The 18,862-nt window shown below is 35.1% G+C and carries 14 protein-coding genes, 5 tRNA genes and 3 rRNA genes; 9 read left to right on the forward strand and 13 right to left on the reverse strand.

Annotation, left to right across the window (positions count from 1 at the left end; all coding sequences use genetic code 11):
* Nucleotides 1–74: 74 nt before the first annotated feature.
* The 3 genes from AC2I98_RS05915 to AC2I98_RS05925 all read left to right on the forward strand — a co-directional run bounded on the left by AC2I98_RS05915 (nucleotide 75) and on the right by AC2I98_RS05925 (nucleotide 394).
* Nucleotides 75–150 (forward strand) — tRNA-His (locus AC2I98_RS05915).
* A gap of 46 nt (nucleotides 151–196) precedes the next feature.
* Nucleotides 197–272: transfer RNA gene (locus tag AC2I98_RS05920), tRNA-His, on the forward strand.
* A gap of 46 nt (nucleotides 273–318) precedes the next feature.
* Nucleotides 319–394: transfer RNA gene (locus AC2I98_RS05925), tRNA-His, on the forward strand.
* 99 nt (nucleotides 395–493) lie between these two features.
* Here the strand turns inward: AC2I98_RS05925 and AC2I98_RS05930 are convergent.
* From AC2I98_RS05930 to AC2I98_RS05980, 11 genes are all read right to left on the reverse strand, one after another.
* Entirely contained in the window at nucleotides 494–1,120 is a 627-nt protein-coding gene (locus AC2I98_RS05930; protein WP_486413703.1) for an outer membrane protein, read from the reverse strand.
* Nucleotides 1,121–1,498: 378 nt separating this feature from the next.
* Nucleotides 1,499–1,684 carry a hypothetical protein gene (locus AC2I98_RS05935; protein ID WP_486413704.1) on the reverse strand — a complete coding sequence of 62 codons (186 nt, stop codon included), beginning with the start codon at nucleotides 1,682–1,684 and terminating at the stop codon, nucleotides 1,499–1,501.
* A 162-nt stretch (nucleotides 1,685–1,846) separates the two neighbouring features.
* Nucleotides 1,847–1,955 (reverse strand): 5S ribosomal RNA (gene rrf / locus AC2I98_RS05940).
* A gap of 216 nt (nucleotides 1,956–2,171) precedes the next feature.
* Nucleotides 2,172–4,958, reverse strand: a 23S ribosomal RNA gene (locus AC2I98_RS05945).
* Between the two features lie 231 nt (nucleotides 4,959–5,189).
* Nucleotides 5,190–5,263, reverse strand: a tRNA-Ala gene (locus AC2I98_RS05950).
* 16 nt (nucleotides 5,264–5,279) lie between these two features.
* Nucleotides 5,280–5,353 (reverse strand) — tRNA-Ile (locus AC2I98_RS05955).
* A gap of 107 nt (nucleotides 5,354–5,460) precedes the next feature.
* A 16S ribosomal RNA gene (locus AC2I98_RS05960) occupies nucleotides 5,461–6,979 on the reverse strand.
* The 16S, 23S and 5S rRNA genes sit together here with 2 tRNA genes alongside, the layout of an rRNA operon.
* An 897-nt stretch (nucleotides 6,980–7,876) precedes the next feature.
* A complete protein-coding gene (locus tag AC2I98_RS05965; RefSeq protein ID WP_486413705.1) occupies nucleotides 7,877–9,010 on the reverse strand; it encodes an efflux RND transporter periplasmic adaptor subunit in 1,134 nt (377 codons plus the stop codon).
* Between the two features lie 24 nt (nucleotides 9,011–9,034).
* Entirely contained in the window at nucleotides 9,035–10,291 is a 1,257-nt protein-coding gene (locus AC2I98_RS05970; protein ID WP_486413706.1) for an ABC transporter permease, read from the reverse strand.
* The gene (locus AC2I98_RS05975; protein ID WP_486413707.1) at nucleotides 10,291–11,520 is read right to left on the reverse strand and encodes an ABC transporter permease; all 1,230 of its coding nucleotides are present in this window, start codon (nucleotides 11,518–11,520) and stop codon (nucleotides 10,291–10,293) included. The genes AC2I98_RS05970 and AC2I98_RS05975 overlap by 1 nt, the downstream gene beginning before the upstream one ends.
* A gap of 42 nt (nucleotides 11,521–11,562) precedes the next feature.
* Nucleotides 11,563–12,252 carry an ABC transporter ATP-binding protein gene (locus AC2I98_RS05980; protein WP_486413708.1) on the reverse strand — a complete coding sequence of 230 codons (690 nt, stop codon included), beginning with the start codon at nucleotides 12,250–12,252 and terminating at the stop codon, nucleotides 11,563–11,565.
* Nucleotides 12,253–12,426: 174 nt separating this feature from the next.
* Here AC2I98_RS05980 and AC2I98_RS05985 point away from each other — a divergent pair, with 174 nt between their 5' ends.
* Genes AC2I98_RS05985 through AC2I98_RS05995 form a run of 3 tightly spaced genes read left to right on the forward strand, consistent with a single transcriptional unit; the run spans nucleotide 12,427 to nucleotide 13,713 of the window.
* Nucleotides 12,427–12,927, forward strand: a complete 501-nt coding sequence (locus tag AC2I98_RS05985; RefSeq protein WP_486413709.1) for a GbsR/MarR family transcriptional regulator — start codon at nucleotides 12,427–12,429, stop codon at nucleotides 12,925–12,927.
* A gap of 51 nt (nucleotides 12,928–12,978) precedes the next feature.
* Nucleotides 12,979–13,326, forward strand: coding sequence for a hypothetical protein (locus AC2I98_RS05990; RefSeq protein ID WP_486413710.1), 348 nt, complete (start codon nucleotides 12,979–12,981; stop codon nucleotides 13,324–13,326).
* A 12-nt stretch (nucleotides 13,327–13,338) separates the two neighbouring features.
* Nucleotides 13,339–13,713 carry a hypothetical protein gene (locus tag AC2I98_RS05995; RefSeq protein ID WP_486413711.1) on the forward strand — a complete coding sequence of 125 codons (375 nt, stop codon included), beginning with the start codon at nucleotides 13,339–13,341 and terminating at the stop codon, nucleotides 13,711–13,713.
* Between the two features lie 42 nt (nucleotides 13,714–13,755).
* On the opposite strand, the gene priA is transcribed toward AC2I98_RS05995, so the two are convergent.
* A complete protein-coding gene (priA, locus tag AC2I98_RS06000) occupies nucleotides 13,756–16,215 on the reverse strand; it encodes a replication restart helicase PriA (RefSeq protein ID WP_486413712.1) in 2,460 nt (819 codons plus the stop codon).
* A 147-nt stretch (nucleotides 16,216–16,362) separates the two neighbouring features.
* On the opposite strand from priA, the gene AC2I98_RS06005 reads away from it, so the two are divergent.
* From AC2I98_RS06005 to AC2I98_RS06015, 3 genes are read left to right on the forward strand one after another with little or no spacing between them, the layout of a single operon-like run.
* On the forward strand, nucleotides 16,363–16,674 hold the full coding sequence (locus AC2I98_RS06005; RefSeq protein WP_486413713.1) for a cupin domain-containing protein: 312 nt from the start codon (nucleotides 16,363–16,365) through the stop codon (nucleotides 16,672–16,674).
* 43 nt (nucleotides 16,675–16,717) lie between these two features.
* Nucleotides 16,718–17,242, forward strand: a complete 525-nt coding sequence (locus AC2I98_RS06010; RefSeq protein WP_486413714.1) for a hypothetical protein — start codon at nucleotides 16,718–16,720, stop codon at nucleotides 17,240–17,242.
* Between the two features lie 36 nt (nucleotides 17,243–17,278).
* On the forward strand, nucleotides 17,279–17,587 hold the full coding sequence (locus tag AC2I98_RS06015; protein WP_486413715.1) for a hypothetical protein: 309 nt from the start codon (nucleotides 17,279–17,281) through the stop codon (nucleotides 17,585–17,587).
* 51 nt (nucleotides 17,588–17,638) lie between these two features.
* Here the strand turns inward: AC2I98_RS06015 and AC2I98_RS06020 are convergent, their stop codons facing one another.
* On the reverse strand, nucleotides 17,639–18,811 hold the full coding sequence (locus tag AC2I98_RS06020; RefSeq protein WP_486413716.1) for a proline dehydrogenase family protein: 1,173 nt from the start codon (nucleotides 18,809–18,811) through the stop codon (nucleotides 17,639–17,641).
* Between the last annotated feature and the right edge of the window lie 51 nt (nucleotides 18,812–18,862).

Here is an 18,862-nt window from a genome sequence, read left to right on the forward strand (position 1 = left end):
TTGCAAGTACCGATTAATAGGCTATATTTGCAGTCCAATTGAGAGATTAATTTAAAGTTAATTCCTCTAAAAATGGTGATTGTAGCTCAGTTGGTTAGAGCGCCGGATTGTGGTTCCGGAGGTCGTGGGTTCGAGACCCATCATTCACCCTAAAACTTTTAGAATTTAAGTTTAAAAAGAAAAATTCATACTAAATGGTGATTGTAGCTCAGTTGGTTAGAGCGCCGGATTGTGGTTCCGGAGGTCGTGGGTTCGAGACCCATCATTCACCCTAAAACTTTTAGAATTTAAGTTTAAAAAGAAAAATTCATACCAAATGGTGATTGTAGCTCAGTTGGTTAGAGCGCCGGATTGTGGTTCCGGAGGTCGTGGGTTCGAGCCCCATCATTCACCCTCACTAAAACTCAATTTCTTCGGAAGTTGAGTTTTTTTATTTTAAAAATATCTAAAAAAAAGACTTACAATTTGTAAGTCTTTTTTTTAGATAAATTGTTTATAAAAATAATTTAAGACCAACATTTGCTCCAAATGTATTGACTGAATTTTGTATATTTTCTTCCTTTTTATGTTTAACTTGATCATATGATAAGCCTAAATCTAAAGCAACAGAAGAAGTTATAAAGTATGAAACACCTCCTTTAACTTTCCAAATAAAAGCATCATTTTTACTAGTATCATAATAAGGATCATTATAATATTTATATTTTGAACTATTGAAACCTAGTCCTCCACTTAAATATGGATAAAACTTAGAATCGTTAGCAAAATAATAAGATACAAAAGGCATCATTGAAATTGAATTTCCCTTCGTTTTTTGTTTATCGCTTATTGGATTCCCTGTAATATCAAAACGATATGAATCCATTGTGTTTACGGAATTTCTATAAGAAACCTCTAAACCAACCGCCAGATTATTAATAACAAAATAACCTCCGTTTACATTAACATCAAACTGGCTAAGTTTATTTTTTGTTTCTAGACCATAATCACTATTATAGTCATATTGACTAGAATTAAAACCTAATGTTGAAGAAGTTCCAACAACCCAATTGTTTTTCTGAGTTTGTCCAAAACAATTTAGAGATAGAATTAAAGCTAAGAATAAATAATTTTTTTTCATAATTTCATTTAATTACAGCCAAATATAACTAAAACAATAAATCAAAAAAGTTAAATTTAAATTAAAATATTTTCTGAAAAGCTTTTCTTGGACTTTCATCAAAATAGACTTCACCACAATAATGATAGCCTAATTTTTCAAAAATTCTCAACATTGGAATATTATCAAAATTTGTATCAACTTTTATATTCTGTATATTTTTAGATTTCGCAACTTTTTATATTTCAGCCATTGTCCAAGAACCCAAACCTTTGATCTTTACATTTTTAGCTACAGCTAAACGATGAACAACAAGATAAGTCTCCTCATTTAATCATTTTCCTTCAATTGCAGTATATGCAGGTTCTATTTCGTTAATAATCGCAACATAACCTATGATTAAATTTTCTTTATTTTCCCAAATCCATTTGAAATATCATTTTGTACTACATCTAAATTTGGATAACCATTTTGCCATTGCTCACTTCCCTCTTCTTTTCTTTTCTCAATTGCTTGCTGCAAAATTTCCCAAATTCTATCTACATCATTTAAAGTAGCTTGTCGCAAGATTAATTCACTTATCATACAAAATTTTTATTTTTAAGATAAATCTTTTTAAGTGAATTATGAATTTTTGATGCATTTTTTTATAAACTAAAGAATGACTACAACTTTTTACATTTTACATTTAAAAAAGTATAACCACAAAAAAATCCTCAAGAAATAAATCTTGAGGATCTTAATAAAAACTGGCGACGACCTACTCTCCCGTAAGTAACAGTACCATCGGCGCAGGCAGGCTTAACTTCTCTGTTCGGAATGGGAAGAGGTGAGCCCTGCAGCTATAGTCACCCTAATATTTTTAAATAGGTATTAGTTCCTATTATATGTTGACATTATCAGAAGCTCTAGGCATTAAGCTTAAAGCCTTCACACAATCTTTGGTATTACATGTTTTAATCCAAATAAGATTAACTAACCTTCTCTATGACGATTAAATCAATGTTAGTATTTAATCTTTATTAATATTTTGTTGATTTGAAATCAACTTATCTGATTCGTTCTACTTTTTAAGAAAAAGTCTATGGGTAATTAGTACTACTCGACTATGACATCACTGCCTTTACATCTATAGCCTATCAACGTTGTAGTCTACAACGACCCTTTAAAGAAGTCTAATCTTGCGGCGAGTTTCGCACTTATATGCTTTCAGTGCTTATCTCTTCCAAACGTAGCTACTCAGCGGTGCACCTGGCGGCACAACTGATACACCAGAGGTTTGTTCAACACGGTCCTCTCGTACTAGAGTCAACTCCGCTCAAACTTCTAACGATCACAACAGATAGAGACCGAACTGTCTCACGACGTTCTGAACCCAGCTCGCGTGCCACTTTAATGGGCGAACAGCCCAACCCTTGGGACCTTCTCCAGCCCCAGGATGTGACGAGCCGACATCGAGGTGCCGAACCTCCCCGTCGATGTGAGCTCTTGGGGGAGACTAGCCTGTTATCCCCGGAGTACCTTTTATCCTTTGAGCGATGGCCCTTCCATACGGAACCACCGGATCACTATGTCCTGCTTTCGCACCTGATCGACTTGTAGGTCTCACAGTCAAGCACCCTTATGCCATTACACTCTACGCACGGTTACCAAGCGTGCTGAGGGTACCTTTGAAAGCCTCCGTTACTCTTTTGGAGGCGACCACCCCAGTCAAACTACCCACCATGCACTGTCCTTCCAAATGGAAGTTAGGCTCCAAGTAAATAAAGGGTGGTATTTCAACAATGACTCCACAATACCTAGCGATACTGCTTCATAGTCTCCCACCTATCCTACACATTATTTACCCGAAGTCAATACAAAGCTATAGTAAAGGTTCACAGGGTCTTTTCGTCCCGTTGCGATTAACCGGCATCTTCACCGATACTACAATTTCACCGAGATCATGGTTGAGACAGTGCCCAGATCGTTACACCATTCGTGCAGGTCGGAACTTACCCGACAAGGAATTTCGCTACCTTAGGACCGTTATAGTTACGGCCGCCGTTTACTGGGGCTTCAGTCAAAACCTTCGAGTTACCTCTAAGCTCCTTCCTTAACCTTCCAGCACCGGGCAGGTGTCAGACCCTATACGTCATATTTCTATTTTGCAGAGTCCTGTGTTTTTGATAAACAGTCGCCTGGGCCTTTTTACTGAGGCTGACATTGCTGTCAGCGACCTTTCTCCCGAAGTTACAGGTCTATTTTGCCTAATTCCTTAACCATGAATCGCTCGAGCGCCTTAGGATACTCTCCTCGACCACCTGTGTCGGTTTACGGTACGGGCTGCACATCTCGCTATTTCTTGGAACAATGTTCAGAGGATTATCACTCCAGCCGAAACCTTCGTGTACTATCCCTACTTTACGTAGGTTCAACGTACTATTCCGTCAGTACGCACCTCCTACAATCATTCGTCACTTTTATTGAGTGCAGGTACGGGAATATTAACCCGTTTGCCATCCACTACCCCCAAAGGGTTCGTGTTAGGTCCCGACTAACCCTCAGCTGATTAGCATAGCTGAGGAAACCTTAGTCTTACGGCGAATAAGTTTCTCACTTATTTTATCGTTACTCATGCCTACATTTTCTTTTCTAAAAGCTCCACCACCCATTACCAGGTGACTTCTGCGCCGTTAGAATGCTCCCCTACCAGATGTACATAAGTACAAATCCATAGCTTCGGTAATATGCTTATGCCCGATTATTATCCATGCCGGATCGCTCGACTAGTGAGCTGTTACGCACTCGTTAAATGAATAGCTGCTTCCAAGCTAACATCCTAGCTGTCAATGCAATCCAACCGCGTTTTCTCAACTTAGCATATATTTGGGGACCTTAGCTGATGGTCTGGGTTCTTTCCCTCTCGGACATGGACCTTAGCACCCATGCCCTCACTGCCTAGAAACATATATTAGCATTCGGAGTTTGTCAGGAATTGGTAGGCGGTGAAGCCCCCGCATCCAATCAGTAGCTCTACCTCTAATATACTTAACTAAACGCTGCACCTAAATGCATTTCGGGGAGTACGAGCTATTTCCTAGTTTGATTGGCCTTTCACCCCTACCCACAGGTCATCCGAAGACTTTTCAACGTCAACCGGTTCGGTCCTCCACTTTGTGTTACCAAAGCTTCAACCTGCCCATGGGTAGATCACAAGGTTTCGCGTCTAATACTACTGACTTAAGCGCCCTATTCAGACTCGCTTTCGCTACGGCTCCGGACCTGAAGTCCTTAACCTTGCCAGCAACATTAACTCGTAGGCTCATTATGCAAAAGGCACGCCGTCACACTTACGTGCTCCGACCGCTTGTAGGCGTACGGTTTCAGGTTCTATTTCAACTCTCTATTCGAGATACTTTTCACCTTTCCTTCACAGTACTAGTTCACTATCGGTCTTTGAGGAGTATTTAGCCTTGGAAGATGGTCCTCCCATATTCGGACAGAATTTCTCGTGTTCCGCCTTACTCGTTATCAACTAGATAAAAATTTCATTTACGGGACTATCACCCTCTACGGTTAACCTTTCCAGGTTATTCTATTATCTTTATAAAGTCTTTAGGGCTAATCCGCGTTCGCTCGCCACTACTTACGGAATCTCAATTGATTTCTTTTCCTATTGGTACTTAGATGTTTCAGTTCCCAACGTTCGCTCTCTAATAAATTAGAGTGACATGTCTTCAACATGCCGGGTTGTCCCATTCGGAAATCTTCGGATATAATGTGTATGTGCCACTCCCCGAAGCTTATCGCAGCTTATCACGTCCTTCATCGCCTCTCAAAGCCTAGGCATCCGCCGTACGCCCTTTGTAACTTTTTTCTCGATTTAACCGTCATATTATTGAGCGGTTATGTTAATCTTACTCGTTTTTTGATTAATTGTATACCTTTATAAAACTTTGATCTATTTCTAAATCTGTTTGTTTTTGATTGTATGCGATTATAAATAAATTTATAATCTGTTTCTAATAATGTCAATGAACTCTTCTGTTAATTCGGAAATATGATAATCTGCTAATTAGCTAATTAAATAATTCTCAAATTAAAATCGTGGAGAATATCGGAGTCGAACCGATGACCTCTTGCGTGCAAGGCAAGCGCTCTAGCCAGCTGAGCTAATCCCCCTCTTTATGTTATTTAGTAGTCTCAGGCAGACTCGAACTGCCGACCTCTACATTATCAGTGTAGCGCTCTAACCAGCTGAGCTATGAGACTCTTTAATACTCTTAAAGAGTGGTCTATATTTATATATACAGTACAGAATAAAAAGCCGAATCAAAATCAATCTTCTAACTAATAGAAGAAAATTCGTCGTTCTCTAAATATGAGATGTTCCAGCCGCACCTTCCGGTACGGCTACCTTGTTACGACTTAGCCCTAGTTACCAGTTTTACCCTAGGCAGCTCCTATTACGGTCACCGACTTCAGGTACCCCCAGCTTCCATGGCTTGACGGGCGGTGTGTACAAGGCCCGGGAACGTATTCACCGCATCATGGCTGATATGCGATTACTAGCGATTCCAGCTTCATAGAGTCGAGTTGCAGACTCCAATCCGAACTGAGATAAGTTTTAGAGATTCGCATCTTGTTGCCAAGTAGCTGCCCTCTGTACTTACCATTGTAGCACGTGTGTAGCCCAAGACGTAAGGGCCGTGATGACTTGACGTCGTCCCCACCTTCCTCGCGGTTTGCACCGGCAGTCTCATTAGAGTCCCCGTCTTTAAACGCTGGCAACTAATGATAGGGGTTGCGCTCGTTGCAGGACTTAACCTAACACCTCACGGCACGAGCTGACGACAGCCATGCAGCACCTTGCATTCTGTCCGAAGAAATTACTGTTTCCAATAACGTCATTATGCATTTAAGCCTTGGTAAGGTTCCTCGCGTATCATCGAATTAAACCACATGCTCCACCGCTTGTGCGGGCCCCCGTCAATTCCTTTGAGTTTCATTCTTGCGAACGTACTCCCCAGGTGGGATACTTATAACTTTCGCTTAGCCACTGAATCCGAAAACCCAACAGCAAGTATCCATCGTTTACGGCGTGGACTACCAGGGTATCTAATCCTGTTCGCTCCCCACGCTTTCGTCCATCAGCGTCAGTTAATGTTTAGTCACCTGCCTTCGCAATTGGTGTTCTGCGTAATATCTAAGCATTTCACCGCTACACTACACATTCCAGCAACTTCAACATTACTCAAGACTAACAGTATCAATGGCAGTTCTATCGTTAAGCGATAGGATTTCACCACTGACTGATTAATCCGCCTACGGACCCTTTAAACCCAATAAATCCGGATAACGCTTGCACCCTCCGTATTACCGCGGCTGCTGGCACGGAGTTAGCCGGTGCTTATTCTTCTGGTACCTTCAGCTACTCACACGTGAGTAGGTTTATCCCCAGATAAAAGTAGTTTACAACCCATAAGGCCGTCATCCTACACGCGGGATGGCTGGATCAGGCTTCCACCCATTGTCCAATATTCCTCACTGCTGCCTCCCGTAGGAGTCTGGTCCGTGTCTCAGTACCAGTGTGGGGGTTCACCCTCTCAGGCCCCCTAAAGATCATCGTCTTGGTGAGCCGTTACCTCACCAACTAACTAATCTTACGCATGCCTATCCTACTGCGATAAATCTTTCAAAAAATTATGATGCCATAATCTCTATTATAAAGTATTAATCCTCCTTTCGAAGGGCTATCCTTTTCAGTAGGGCAAGTTGCATACGCGTTACGCACCCGTGCGCCGGTCTCTAGTTCCCGAAAGAACTATACCCCTCGGCTTGCATGTGTTAAGCCTCCCGCTAGCGTTCATCCTGAGCCAGGATCAAACTCTCCATTGTAAATTATTTTTTTTAGTCTAAAAGACTTCTGTTTTTACAACTTCGAATTTCCTATAGCTCCATTATTCAAGGATTGACTTCGTTATTATTCGGCTATTATTTCTTCTGTATATATTATAATTTCAAATGAACTTCTCAGTTTCAAACTTACTTAAACATCGCTGTCGCAGTAAGCGGTTGCAAAGGTAAAACTTATTTCTTAACTACCAAATTTTATTTTAAATAATTTTAAAGTTTTTATTTCAATAAGTCAATTTACTTCTCATCGCAATCACTCTCGTTATTTGCGGTTGCAAAGGTAAAACTTATTTTTAAAACTAACAAAATTTATTTTTAAATATTTTTTGATCGTTTTCGTCTTACTATGTCAACTACAATACTACTCGTCTTTCGTATTGGGATTGCAAATATACGCACCCTTTTCTCGTTTTTCCAAACGCATTTTACAATTAATTTACATTTTAACCCTAACTGACTGTTATAACGTGAAATATTTTTTGATAAAAGTGATGAGTGGTGAGTTTTGAGTAGTGAGAATGGATATTTTTGATTGACGATTTTTGAATTACGAGGGAAAGTTGCGGGGATTTATGTAAAAAGATAATATTTACTTTCTTTTTTTCTTGATGCAAAACGAATCAAATCTATGCTTTCAAGATAGTCTTTCTTATTATATATGTTACGATGCGATGTTGAAACGAGTTCAACATGACTCAACGTTATATGATTTCACCGCAAGAAATGATTAGACGTTTTACTTTTCTCCCAAAAAGAAAAGTAAAACGTCTACTTTATAGGTAGCTACTCGGGAGAAATTGCGCAAAGCGGAATTATTTTTAAATAAAAAAGAGAACCTAAAAAAAGATTCTCTTACTATATTATATATATACGTTTTAATTAATGAGGTCCATCACCATTCTTGGCTTTTTCTAAATCAGTATTCCAAATTTTGATCTTATCTGATTTTGTCAAGCCTGTTTTTACCTGTACGTTTACACCGTCTGTAATTCCAAGCGTGATATATTTCTTCTCATACTTTGCATCCTGACCTTTACCCGATGTTAAAATCTCAACATACGGTTTTTGGTTTTCGTCGTAACGAACGTGCGCAGATTTTACTAACAATACATTTTTCGCTTCCTGTGTCACCACCTCAGCATTTGCAGAATATCCAGCACGAATAAAATTATCTGAATCTAATTGAACTGGCGCTTTAATTTCGAACTGCACTACTCCATTCGTTGCAACTCCTTGAGGCGAAATAAAATCAAGAATCGCTGTGAAAGTTTTATTCGGAATTGCACCAATCGATACATTAATTTTCATTCCTTCTTTTAATTTACCAACCTCAGCTTCGTCAACTTTTCCTTGGAAAATCATTTTCTTAACATCTGCCATTGTAGCAATTGTTGTACCTGTCGAGAAATTATTGATTTCTTGCACCATATTTCCAACCTCAACTGGAATATCTAAAATCATTCCCGAAGTTGTTGCTAAAATTCGAGTTGTTGCATATGCTTCTAAACCTGGAGCAATACCTGTTTGTGCAACTTTATAATCATTTTCAGCAGCTTTTAATTGTTGTAAAGCCGATTTATAGGTTGCATTTGCATTGTCGTAATCTGCTCGAGGCAAAACGCCTTGATTATATAAAGTAGATGTTCTATTAAAATTACGTCGTTCTTGATCAACAGTGATCTGAGCCGCCTGTATAGATTGACGTGCTGCATTTAACGATTGTACATTTGGTACAACTTTCAATTCACAAATTAATTGACCTTTTTCTACATATTGCCCTTCGGAAACATTAATCGATTTTATGACTCCAGAAATATTTGGTTTTATTTCAATTGTTTCCAATGGTTTTACTTCACCTGTCGCAACAGCCTTCACTTCAACATGTCCCATAAAAGGGGTGGTTGTTTCGTAAACTTCATTGTCTTGGCTATTCTTTTTACCGAAATAAGCTATGACACCAATTACAGCACCGATAAAAATGACAATCATCAAAATTTTTAGAATTTTTTTCATTCTTTTATATCTGTTAAGTTTTAGTTATTCATCTCTCAAAGCATCAATTGGTTTGATTTGAATTGCACGTTGAGCAGGAATTAATCCCGCAAAAGTTGCCATAATCACCATCACAGCCAATGCCGTAAATAGTGTTACCAAATCGATTGATGCATTATATAAAGGTATGTTTTTATTTGTAGGAATAATGAGTTCATTGAGAACCATTAATAAAAGTGCAGCAAAAATAATTCCGCCCAGACCAGCTATTAATGTCAAAACAACTGATTCTAACAAGATTTGCCCTCGAATTTGAGCAGGAATTGCTCCTAATGCTCTTCGAATTCCAAATTCTTTTGTTCGCTCTGAAACGGTAATCAATAAAATACTTGCAATCGCAATAACACCAGAAAACAACGTCATTCCTCCTACAACAATGGCTAAAAATTGCATTCCTTTTACAAATTTCACAATCTTGCCCAACATTTCACCTAAATTGAAACCTCCAATTCCTTGATCATCTTCGGGTGCAATATTTTTAATTTGTTTAAGGTATGTTTTTAATTCTTTCTCAAAAGCTACAATATCATAATTATTTGGCAAACTCAAACTTAAATACTGAATTGTTTCTCCTTGATTGTATATCTTTTGAAACGTTGTAAACGGAATAAACACTTGATCTTTGCTTTCTACTGGCGAAGAAGGTGTATCATAAACCCCAACAATTGTATAATAACTATCACTAACCCTAATTTCTTTACCAAGCGGATGTGGATTTTTACCAAAAAATTGTTCAGCAACTTCAATTCCAATTACACAAACTTTAGATTCGGTTTTGATATCATCTTCATTAATAAAACGACCTTGAATAATATCTTTCCCAAACATTCTGTTTTGATCTGGATAATCTCCATTCACTGTATAAAAATTATACTTTGTTCCATAGGTTAAAATTGAATTGGGTTTCGAATTTCGAGGTGCTAATAATGAAATTTGAGGAAAACGAGCTTGTATTTGGCGAACATCGCTCATTTTTAATTCTATTGTGCGTCCTTTCTGAAATCCTTGATAGGGCATTGATGTTGTTCCTCCCCAAACAAATAATGAGTTGGTTGCGGCATCTGCTAAATTTCGGTCAAAACCATTCTGCAAACCGCGCGTAACCCCTAACAATAATACAAATAAGAACATTCCCCACGCCACACCAATCATCGTCAGAATAGTGCGTAACTTATTTTTACGAATAGCCGCATAGACTTCGCTCCAAGCATCTGGGTCAAAAACAAATTTTATAAAGTTCATTATTCGTCTCTTAAAGCATCAATTGGTTTTATACGCGCTGCATTTAGAGCTGGAATTAATCCAGAAACTGTTCCTGCAACAAATAAAATAATACAAGCCATGACCAACGAATTGGTTTCTACGCCTGGATTATAAATAAAATATTCTTCTAAACTATCGCCAATATTTTCGACTAAAAGCGCTGCTAAAGCAATTCCTATCGCTCCGAAAATAATTGTAATCATAATTGCTTCTTGTAAAATAAGTGCTAAAACATTGGCTGGTGTTGCGCCCAAAGCTTTGCGAATACCAATTTCTTTGGTACGCTCTTTTACACTAAATACCATAATATTTCCTATACTTACAATTCCAGCAATTAAACTTCCTCCACCAATTACAAATACAATAATTGTTAAGATTACAAAAAATTGATTGGTATCTTCCATAGCATCTGCTGCATTTCTCACCCAAACTCCACCATAATCAGAAGGTGCAACATTGTGTCTAGCTTTCAGATTATATTCGATGGCATTTGCTAATTTTGAAATATCAGACAAAGCCATTCCATCTTTTGGTGTTATAATAATAGATGAAACTTTATCTGTCGCATAAATCGTTCTGAATGTTGTGAAAGGTGCATACAAAGCTCTTTCAGCATTATCTCCTCCATCTGCACTTTCAAAAACACCTACAATTTGATACATACTCGAACCGATTTGCAAATATTTACCAATTGCTATTTGATTGGGATAAAAATCTTGCGCCACTAAACGTCCAATTACAATTGATTTGGATTGATTATCCATATCTTTTTGATTAATAAAACGTCCAAGCGTCATTTTTTCATTAATCATTCCTTCGTAAGCAGGATAAACCCCAGTAATTGAATAACTTCCTGAATTTGCTTCATTTCGAATTGTATCCGTTTTAGCAATTGTACTTACAATCGATTTTATTTCATCTGGAAAAGAATGTTGAATAAAATTAAAATCTTTTACATCCAATTCTATTGTACGTCCTTGTTTGAAACCATTGTAAGGTTCTGTCGTAGTTCCTCCATTCACAGAAATATTTAATGAATTGGCTTTGAAGAATTCTTGTTGAAAGCCATTCTGCAAACCATTTCCTAATCCATACAACGTAATAAACACAAAAAGAGCCAATGCAATTGTCAAACCCGACAATGCCGTACGCAATTTATTGCTTGTAATGGACGACCATATTTCTCGCCAACGGTCTGTATCAAACATATTTTAAAATTACAATTTTTGATTTACGAATTATGAGAATTATTAAACTCTTACTTGTTCTACTTTTTCATCGCTCACAATAACACCATCTTTTAATCGAACAATTCGTTTGCACATATTCGCAATATCATCTTCATGTGTTACCATTACAATTGTTTTTCCTTCGTCGTTAATCTCCTGAATTAAATGCATTACCTCTTGAGAAGTTTTGGTATCCAAAGCTCCTGTAGGCTCATCGGCTAATAACAATTTTGGTTTCGCAGCCAAAGCACGTGCAATTGCAACACGCTGTTTTTGTCCTCCCGAAAGTTCGTTTGGCATATGAGAAGCCCAAGGCTCCAATCCTACTCTTTCTAAATAACTAAGTGCTATTTTATTTCGATCTGAACGTTTTACTTTTTGATAATACAAAGGCAAAGCCACATTTTCCAATACATTTTTGAAACCAATTAAATTATAGGATTGAAAAATAAATCCTAAAAATTTGTTTCGATAATTTGCGGCTTTTGTTTCATTCAATTTTTCGATTCTTACACCGTCCAATTCATAAATACCTGTATCATGCTCATCCAACATTCCAATGATATTCAATAAAGTTGATTTTCCTGAACCCGAAGATCCCATAATCGCAACAAACTCTCCTTCCGCAATCTCAAGGTTAATTCCTTTTAATACATGGAGTTTATTTTTTCCCATTATGTAGGATTTATTTAAATCTCGAATAGATATCATAGATTGTTGTAAATTTCAATAAAGATAACAGATAAGTCGAAAATATTAGAAAAATGTTACAGCTTAGTTTAAGATTTATCTGACAATTTATTAATGAAATATTTTTTTTAATTAATTTTCAATAATTTTTGAAAGTTTAATAATTTTTATATATTTGTATAAATAATAATCAAAATGAAGTTAGAAGAATCAAAAGAAAAATTTGTTCAAACTTGGGGAACCTTTGCAGTTAACTGGGGTATAAATCGTACAATGGCACAAGTTCATGCATTATTATTGACTTATAGTGAACCAATTTCAACCGATCAAGTAATGGAAGAATTGCAGATTTCGAGAGGAAATGCAAACATGAATTTACGTGCTTTGATGGATTGGGGAATTGTGAAAAAAGAATTGATAAAAGGAGAACGTAAAGAATATTTTGTTGCAGATAAAGATGTTTGGTATTTATTCAAACAAATTACAAAGGAACGCAGAAAACGTGAAATAGAACCGGTAATTGATTTTTTAGATACATTAAAAAATATTGATGATCAATCTGATGACGCAAAAGAATTTGCGAAATTATTAGAGGATTTATCTTCTGTTTCTACAAAAATCAATAATATAATGGACCTTGCCATCAAATCTGATGAACATTGGTTGGTAGGAAAAATCACGAATTTGATGAAATAATCAATTCGTTTTTTTTTAAACAAAAGTTTCAAAAATTATTGAAAATACAATATGTTTAATATTATTTCATATATCATTTATCTAACAATTACTTTCTATATTACCATTATTGTAGGTTGGAAAGTTTACAAGATTGGGTTTGTTTATTTAACAAATTTAATCGATAATCATTCTGTTTGTCAATCTATTAACAATCTGTTATTAATTGGATATTATTTGGTTAACCTTGGAATTTCAGCTGTTAACCTCAGTAATTGGAATCGTATTGATAACATCACAACCATGTTTTCGTCCGTATCGTACAAAATTGGATTTATATTATTAATTCTTGGAATATTACATTTTATTAATTTATCGATTATTTATATCGCAAGAAAAAGCAAAAAAATAAACTCTTAAACACAACAAATTATGACAAATTACAATCTAATTGCCTATTTGGTTTACTTACCAGTGGCAATATTAATGACAATCGCAGTTTCTAACGTTTTATTCAAAAATGGAAAAATATTTATGTACGATATTTTTCATCAAAAAAAAGATATTGCAGAAGCAACAAATTCATTGTTCAAAATAGGTTTTTATCTATTGAATATTGGTTTCGCCATGTTAATTGTTTACATGACTTCAATTTTAACAACAGAAGATTTAATTGTTAGACTAAGTACAAAAATAGGTGGATTTGCTATATATTTAGGAATAATGTTAATGCTAAATCTTTTCTTATTTATGAAAGGAAGAAGACGTTCGTTGCAACAACAATATTTAAGAAGTTTAGAATCTTAACAAAAAACCTCTCAAAAGTTAACTTTTGGGAGTTTTTTTGTTTTATACCGGATCTACATCTACATCAATTCGTACCGAACGAAAAGCTGCGATGGTATGTAATTGATCTATTTTAGACTGAATTAAATCTTTTACTTTTTGAGGCGATTGATTTGGTCGAATTTTAATCATCACATCTGTAATATACAAATTATTGATTCGTCCTATTGAAGGCGCTTCTGGTCCAAGCAAACAACGGGCATCAAAACTTGATTTAAGTAAAACAACCAATTGAGCAGCCGTTTTATCTAAACGCTCTTTATTTTTATGTTTAAAACGAAGTTTAATTAATCGTGCAAATGGAGGATATAAAAACTCTTTTCGTTCGTACAAAATATCTTTCATCGTTGGTGCATAACTATATGTCGTAACATTTTGCAAAATTTGATGTTCGGGCTGAAAAGATTGAATTAAAACTTTCCCTTGTTCTTGTCTACGACCAGCACGACCAGCAACTTGCGTTAGTAATTGAAATGCTTTTTCGTGCGCTCTAAAGTCTGGAAAATTCAATAAAGAATCAGCACGAATAACACCAACAAAATTTACATTTCCGAAATCAAAACCTTTTGTAATCATTTGTGTTCCAATTAAAATATCGATTTCTTTGTTCTCAAAATCTTCGATTAATTTTTCGTATGCAAATTTGCCACGCATTGAATCGACATCCATTCGACGAACTTTTGCTTCAGGAAAAATCGTTTGAACTTGTTGCTCTATCTGCTCAGTTCCGATTCCTTTCGTATTCAATTCATGCGAACCACAACTTGGGCATCGCAAAGGCTTTGCTTGCGCATAACCACAATAATGACATTTTAGTTGATTAGAGAATTTATGATACGTCAAACTCACATCACAATTTGGACATTCGGGCGTATGGCCGCACGTATTACACTCCATAATTGGCGCATATCCACGACGATTCTGAAACAATATGACTTGCTTTTTTTGATGTAATTGTTCAAAAATTTCGTCTCGAAGTGTATGCGAAATATCTTCTGTAATTTCTTTTTCTTTTTGTGCTTTTTTTAAGTCAACTAAATTAATTTGCGGCAAACTGATATTTCCAAAACGTTCTGTTAATTCGACATAACCATATTTATTTTGTTTTGCATTAAAATAACTTTCTGCCGAAGGTGTCGCAGAACCCAACAAAACCTTTGCATTCATCATGCCTCCAAGCAACATTGCCATATCGCGTGCATGAAAAAATGGTTTTACATCCATTTGTTTATAAGACGATTCGTGCTCCTCGTCCACGATAATCATTCCTAAATTATCAAAAGGTAAATAAAGTGCTGTTCTGGGACCAATAATAATATCGAAATCTCCGTTCAAAGTTTTTTGCCATAATTCAACACGTTCATTTTGATTGAATTTTGAATGATAGACTCCTACTCTTTCTCCAAAATGCTTTTTGATGCGATGAACAATTTGCGTAGTGACAGAAATTTCTGGTAATAAATACAAGATTTTGTTTCCTTTTGCGATCACTTGTTCCATAAATTTCAGATAAATTTCTGTTTTACCACTTGATGTTACGCCATGTAATAGAACTGTTGATTTATCTTTAAAATCTTCTTTGATTTGATTTAGAGCCTCAGTTTGCTTTAAGGTCAATTCAAAAATTTCAGTTACATCTTTCTCTTCTCCGTCTACTCGAGAAGTTTGATGTTGATAAATTTCTACAGCCCCTTTCTCTGCCAAAGATTTTAGAACCGCATTCGTTGCACCTTGTTTTACAAAATCAGCAACTTTAAGTGGTTTATCTTGTAACTGTGTTTCTAACGTAATTAATTGTAATAAAGTTTCACGCTGTTTTGGTGCTTTATTTAATTGATTCAGAATTTCGATAAAAGCCGTTTCATTTCCTTTTAAATCTGGATGTAATCTGATATAATTATCAATTTTTGGTGTATATTTTTCGTTCAATTTTTCATCCAAACGAATAATTCCTTTATCAATTAATAATTTCAGTGTTGGAATAGCAGATTTTTCATCTACAATAAGAGCCGCTTCTTCAACCGAAATGATTTCTCTAAGTTTTAACGCTTCAAAAACTAAAAACTCGTAATCATTTAACTCTTCAATTGTTTCGTAATTTGGATTAATTAATCGAACAAAAGTTTGAGATTCTAATTTTAAAGCAGAAGGAAAAGCATTTCGAAAAACATCACCCAACGAACACATGTAATAATTTGCCATCCATTCCCAAAATTTTATTTGCGTTTGCGTTACCAAAGGTTCGTCATCCAAAAAAGCATGAATCGCCTTTGTCTTGTATAATTCTGGCGCATTTTGATGAATAGAATGCACAACACCCGTATATAATTTTTGTGTTCCGAAAGGTACGGAAACACGTTGACCAACTTTAATTTGCTGTAAATCAATTTCAGAAAGATGATACGTAAATGTTCCATTTAATGAAAGTGGTAAAATAATTTCGGCAAAATAAGTTATGTTCATTTTATACGATTAAAAGGGCAAGTTAAGGATTTTTTTTCTCAGAATTTAAGATTGCCAGAGCATAAACTTTCACAAATTATTAATGTTTCATTTTCAGATAGTTTAAAGAATTAATACTAATTTTAAGAGAATTCAAAAACTATCATTATGTTACATGCTATTTTAGATCAAATTTCGAAATCAGAAAAACCAATTATTAAAATCATTTTCAGAAATAATGATACTCGCGTAGTTGCTTTTGGACTAAAAAAAGGTTTGAAATTAATTGATCATCAATTGCCTGTAAATGCAAAAATTTTGATGTTGAAAGGTGAAATAGAAATTGACTCGAAAATTGAAATCATCAATCTAAAAGAATTTGACGAATATATTATTCCGCCAAAAGTGATTCATCAAGTGACCACTTTACAAAATTCGATGATGATAGTAATTCTAAATTTTAATGAAAAAAATTTTTGATTTTCATCAATCAAAAAAACGTATATTTATAAAAATCAATCGAATGAAAACTATCTTCTTATTAATCTTAACCTCAAGTTTTATACTTTTTTCTTGTAATCAAAAAGAGAAAGTTGTTGAAAAAAGTAATCTTGAAATTGAAAATGCCGCAATCAAAACTCAAACAGAACGATTAGACTCGATGTATCACATCAACGCTGTTTCTAAATTACCAGATTATGTGAATGTCGAAATTGACTCAATGAAAGTTTTAAGCGTAATTCCAATTCATGGCGAAGATTTTAGAAAAAATCTGACAAAACCTAATTTTGAATTTGATGTGAAAAATCTTGAATCTTTAAAGAAACTTGAAAAACATATTGCTGAAAATTCTGACAAAAGTAAACCTGTTATCGGCTATTTAACTTTCTTAAGTTATTCAACCATTGTTAAAGAAAAAGGTAATTTATCAAATGAACAACTAAAAGAATTTGATAAAATAAAAAGAATAATTAATGGAAAACAGGAAGGAGTTAACTATTTAAATAAAGATTTAAAACGTCAAAATATTTTATCATTATCCTTGTAAAAAGTTCTATATTTATGATAAATAATATTTCAAAATATGAAACTACTTTTCGCATTAACAACTCTCTTTACCCTAACCCTATCCTCTTGTAGCACAGCTATAAAACACGATCGTTTATTTACTGGAACAATTGTAAGAGATTGTACAGGAACTTACATTCGTATTGATGATAAAGATGATTATTTGGTTTGTAATGCTGAAATACTTTCAGATAAAAAAGAAGGTGAAACTGTAAGTGTTATTTATGATTTTGAAAAAACATGCAAAGAACTTGAAGACAAAGCAATGTGTATGATGTATCACGAGCATAAAGGAAAAATTAAAATCAAAAAAAATAATAATTAATTAAAAAATCCACTCAAATTGAGTGGATTTCTGCTTTATATAAAATTCTGATTATTTCGATTTTTTACGACGCTCTAATTCTTTTTCAATTAACGATAATTCACGTCCTGTTTGTCCTGCAACAGATGTATTTTCTTGTGCACGACGAACCAAATAAGGCATTACTTCTTTGATTGGTCCGTAAGGTAAATATTTTGCAATATTGTATCCTAAATGCGCTAAGTTAAAAGAAATATTATCACTCATTCCGAATAATTGTCCAAACCAGAAATTTGGATTATTTTTCTCAATTCCGTTTTCGTTCATTAATTTAATCAACAATTCGCAACTTTCTTCATTATGAGAACCTGCGAATAAGCCAAAACGTTCATGATGTGCTGTAATAAATTCTAACGCTAAGTTATAATCTCTATCAGACGCTTCTTTGTTTGGTTGAATTGGAGATGGATATCCTTCGGCTTGCGCACGCGCACGCTCTTTTTCCATATATGCTCCACGTACAATTTTAAAACCTAAGAAATAACCTTCGCGCTCAGCTTTTGCATACATTTCCTTTAGATATGCTAAACGATCATGACGATACATTTGCAATGTATTCCAAACCAATGCACGTTTTGTGTTGTATTTCACCATCATTTCGTCAGTCAAATCATCTGCAGAACCTTGCATCCAAGTTTCCTCTGCATCAATCATGATATTAACATCTAAATCAAATCCTTTTTGACAAACAGCTTCAAAGCGTTGACGAATATTTGCCCAAGATTTTTCTTCTTCAGCAGTTAACGTTTGCTTTTTTCCTACTTTTTCAAATAATTCGATTCGTCCAAATGCTGTTGGTTTAAAAACTACAAAAGGAATTGATGGATTAGATTTTGCCAAATCAACTAAGTGTAACATTACATCGCGAACTTCGTCAAATTGTTTTTCTTCTGTTAATCCTTCGATAGAATAATCTAAAATAGAACTTACGTGGTATTTAAATAATTCATTTGCCACAACCACACCTTGCTCTGCTGTTTCACCTCCTACGAACTGTTTGTAGATCGTTTCGCGAATAGCAGGTTTTACGAATGGTAAATCTACTGCAAATGGTAAATTAAAAAACTTTGTTCCAAAACGTGTCAATGCGGGGCTTCCGATTAACTTGTATAGGTAATACGCTTTCTTTAAATCTTTATCTGATTTAGATTCGAAAGCAAACTGTGTATTGTCGAATAATGACATGTGAGTTAATTATTTTTTTGTGTTATACAACGTTACAAATTTATGATTAAA

This window comes from Empedobacter sp. EJD.6dd, assembly GCF_057369435.1.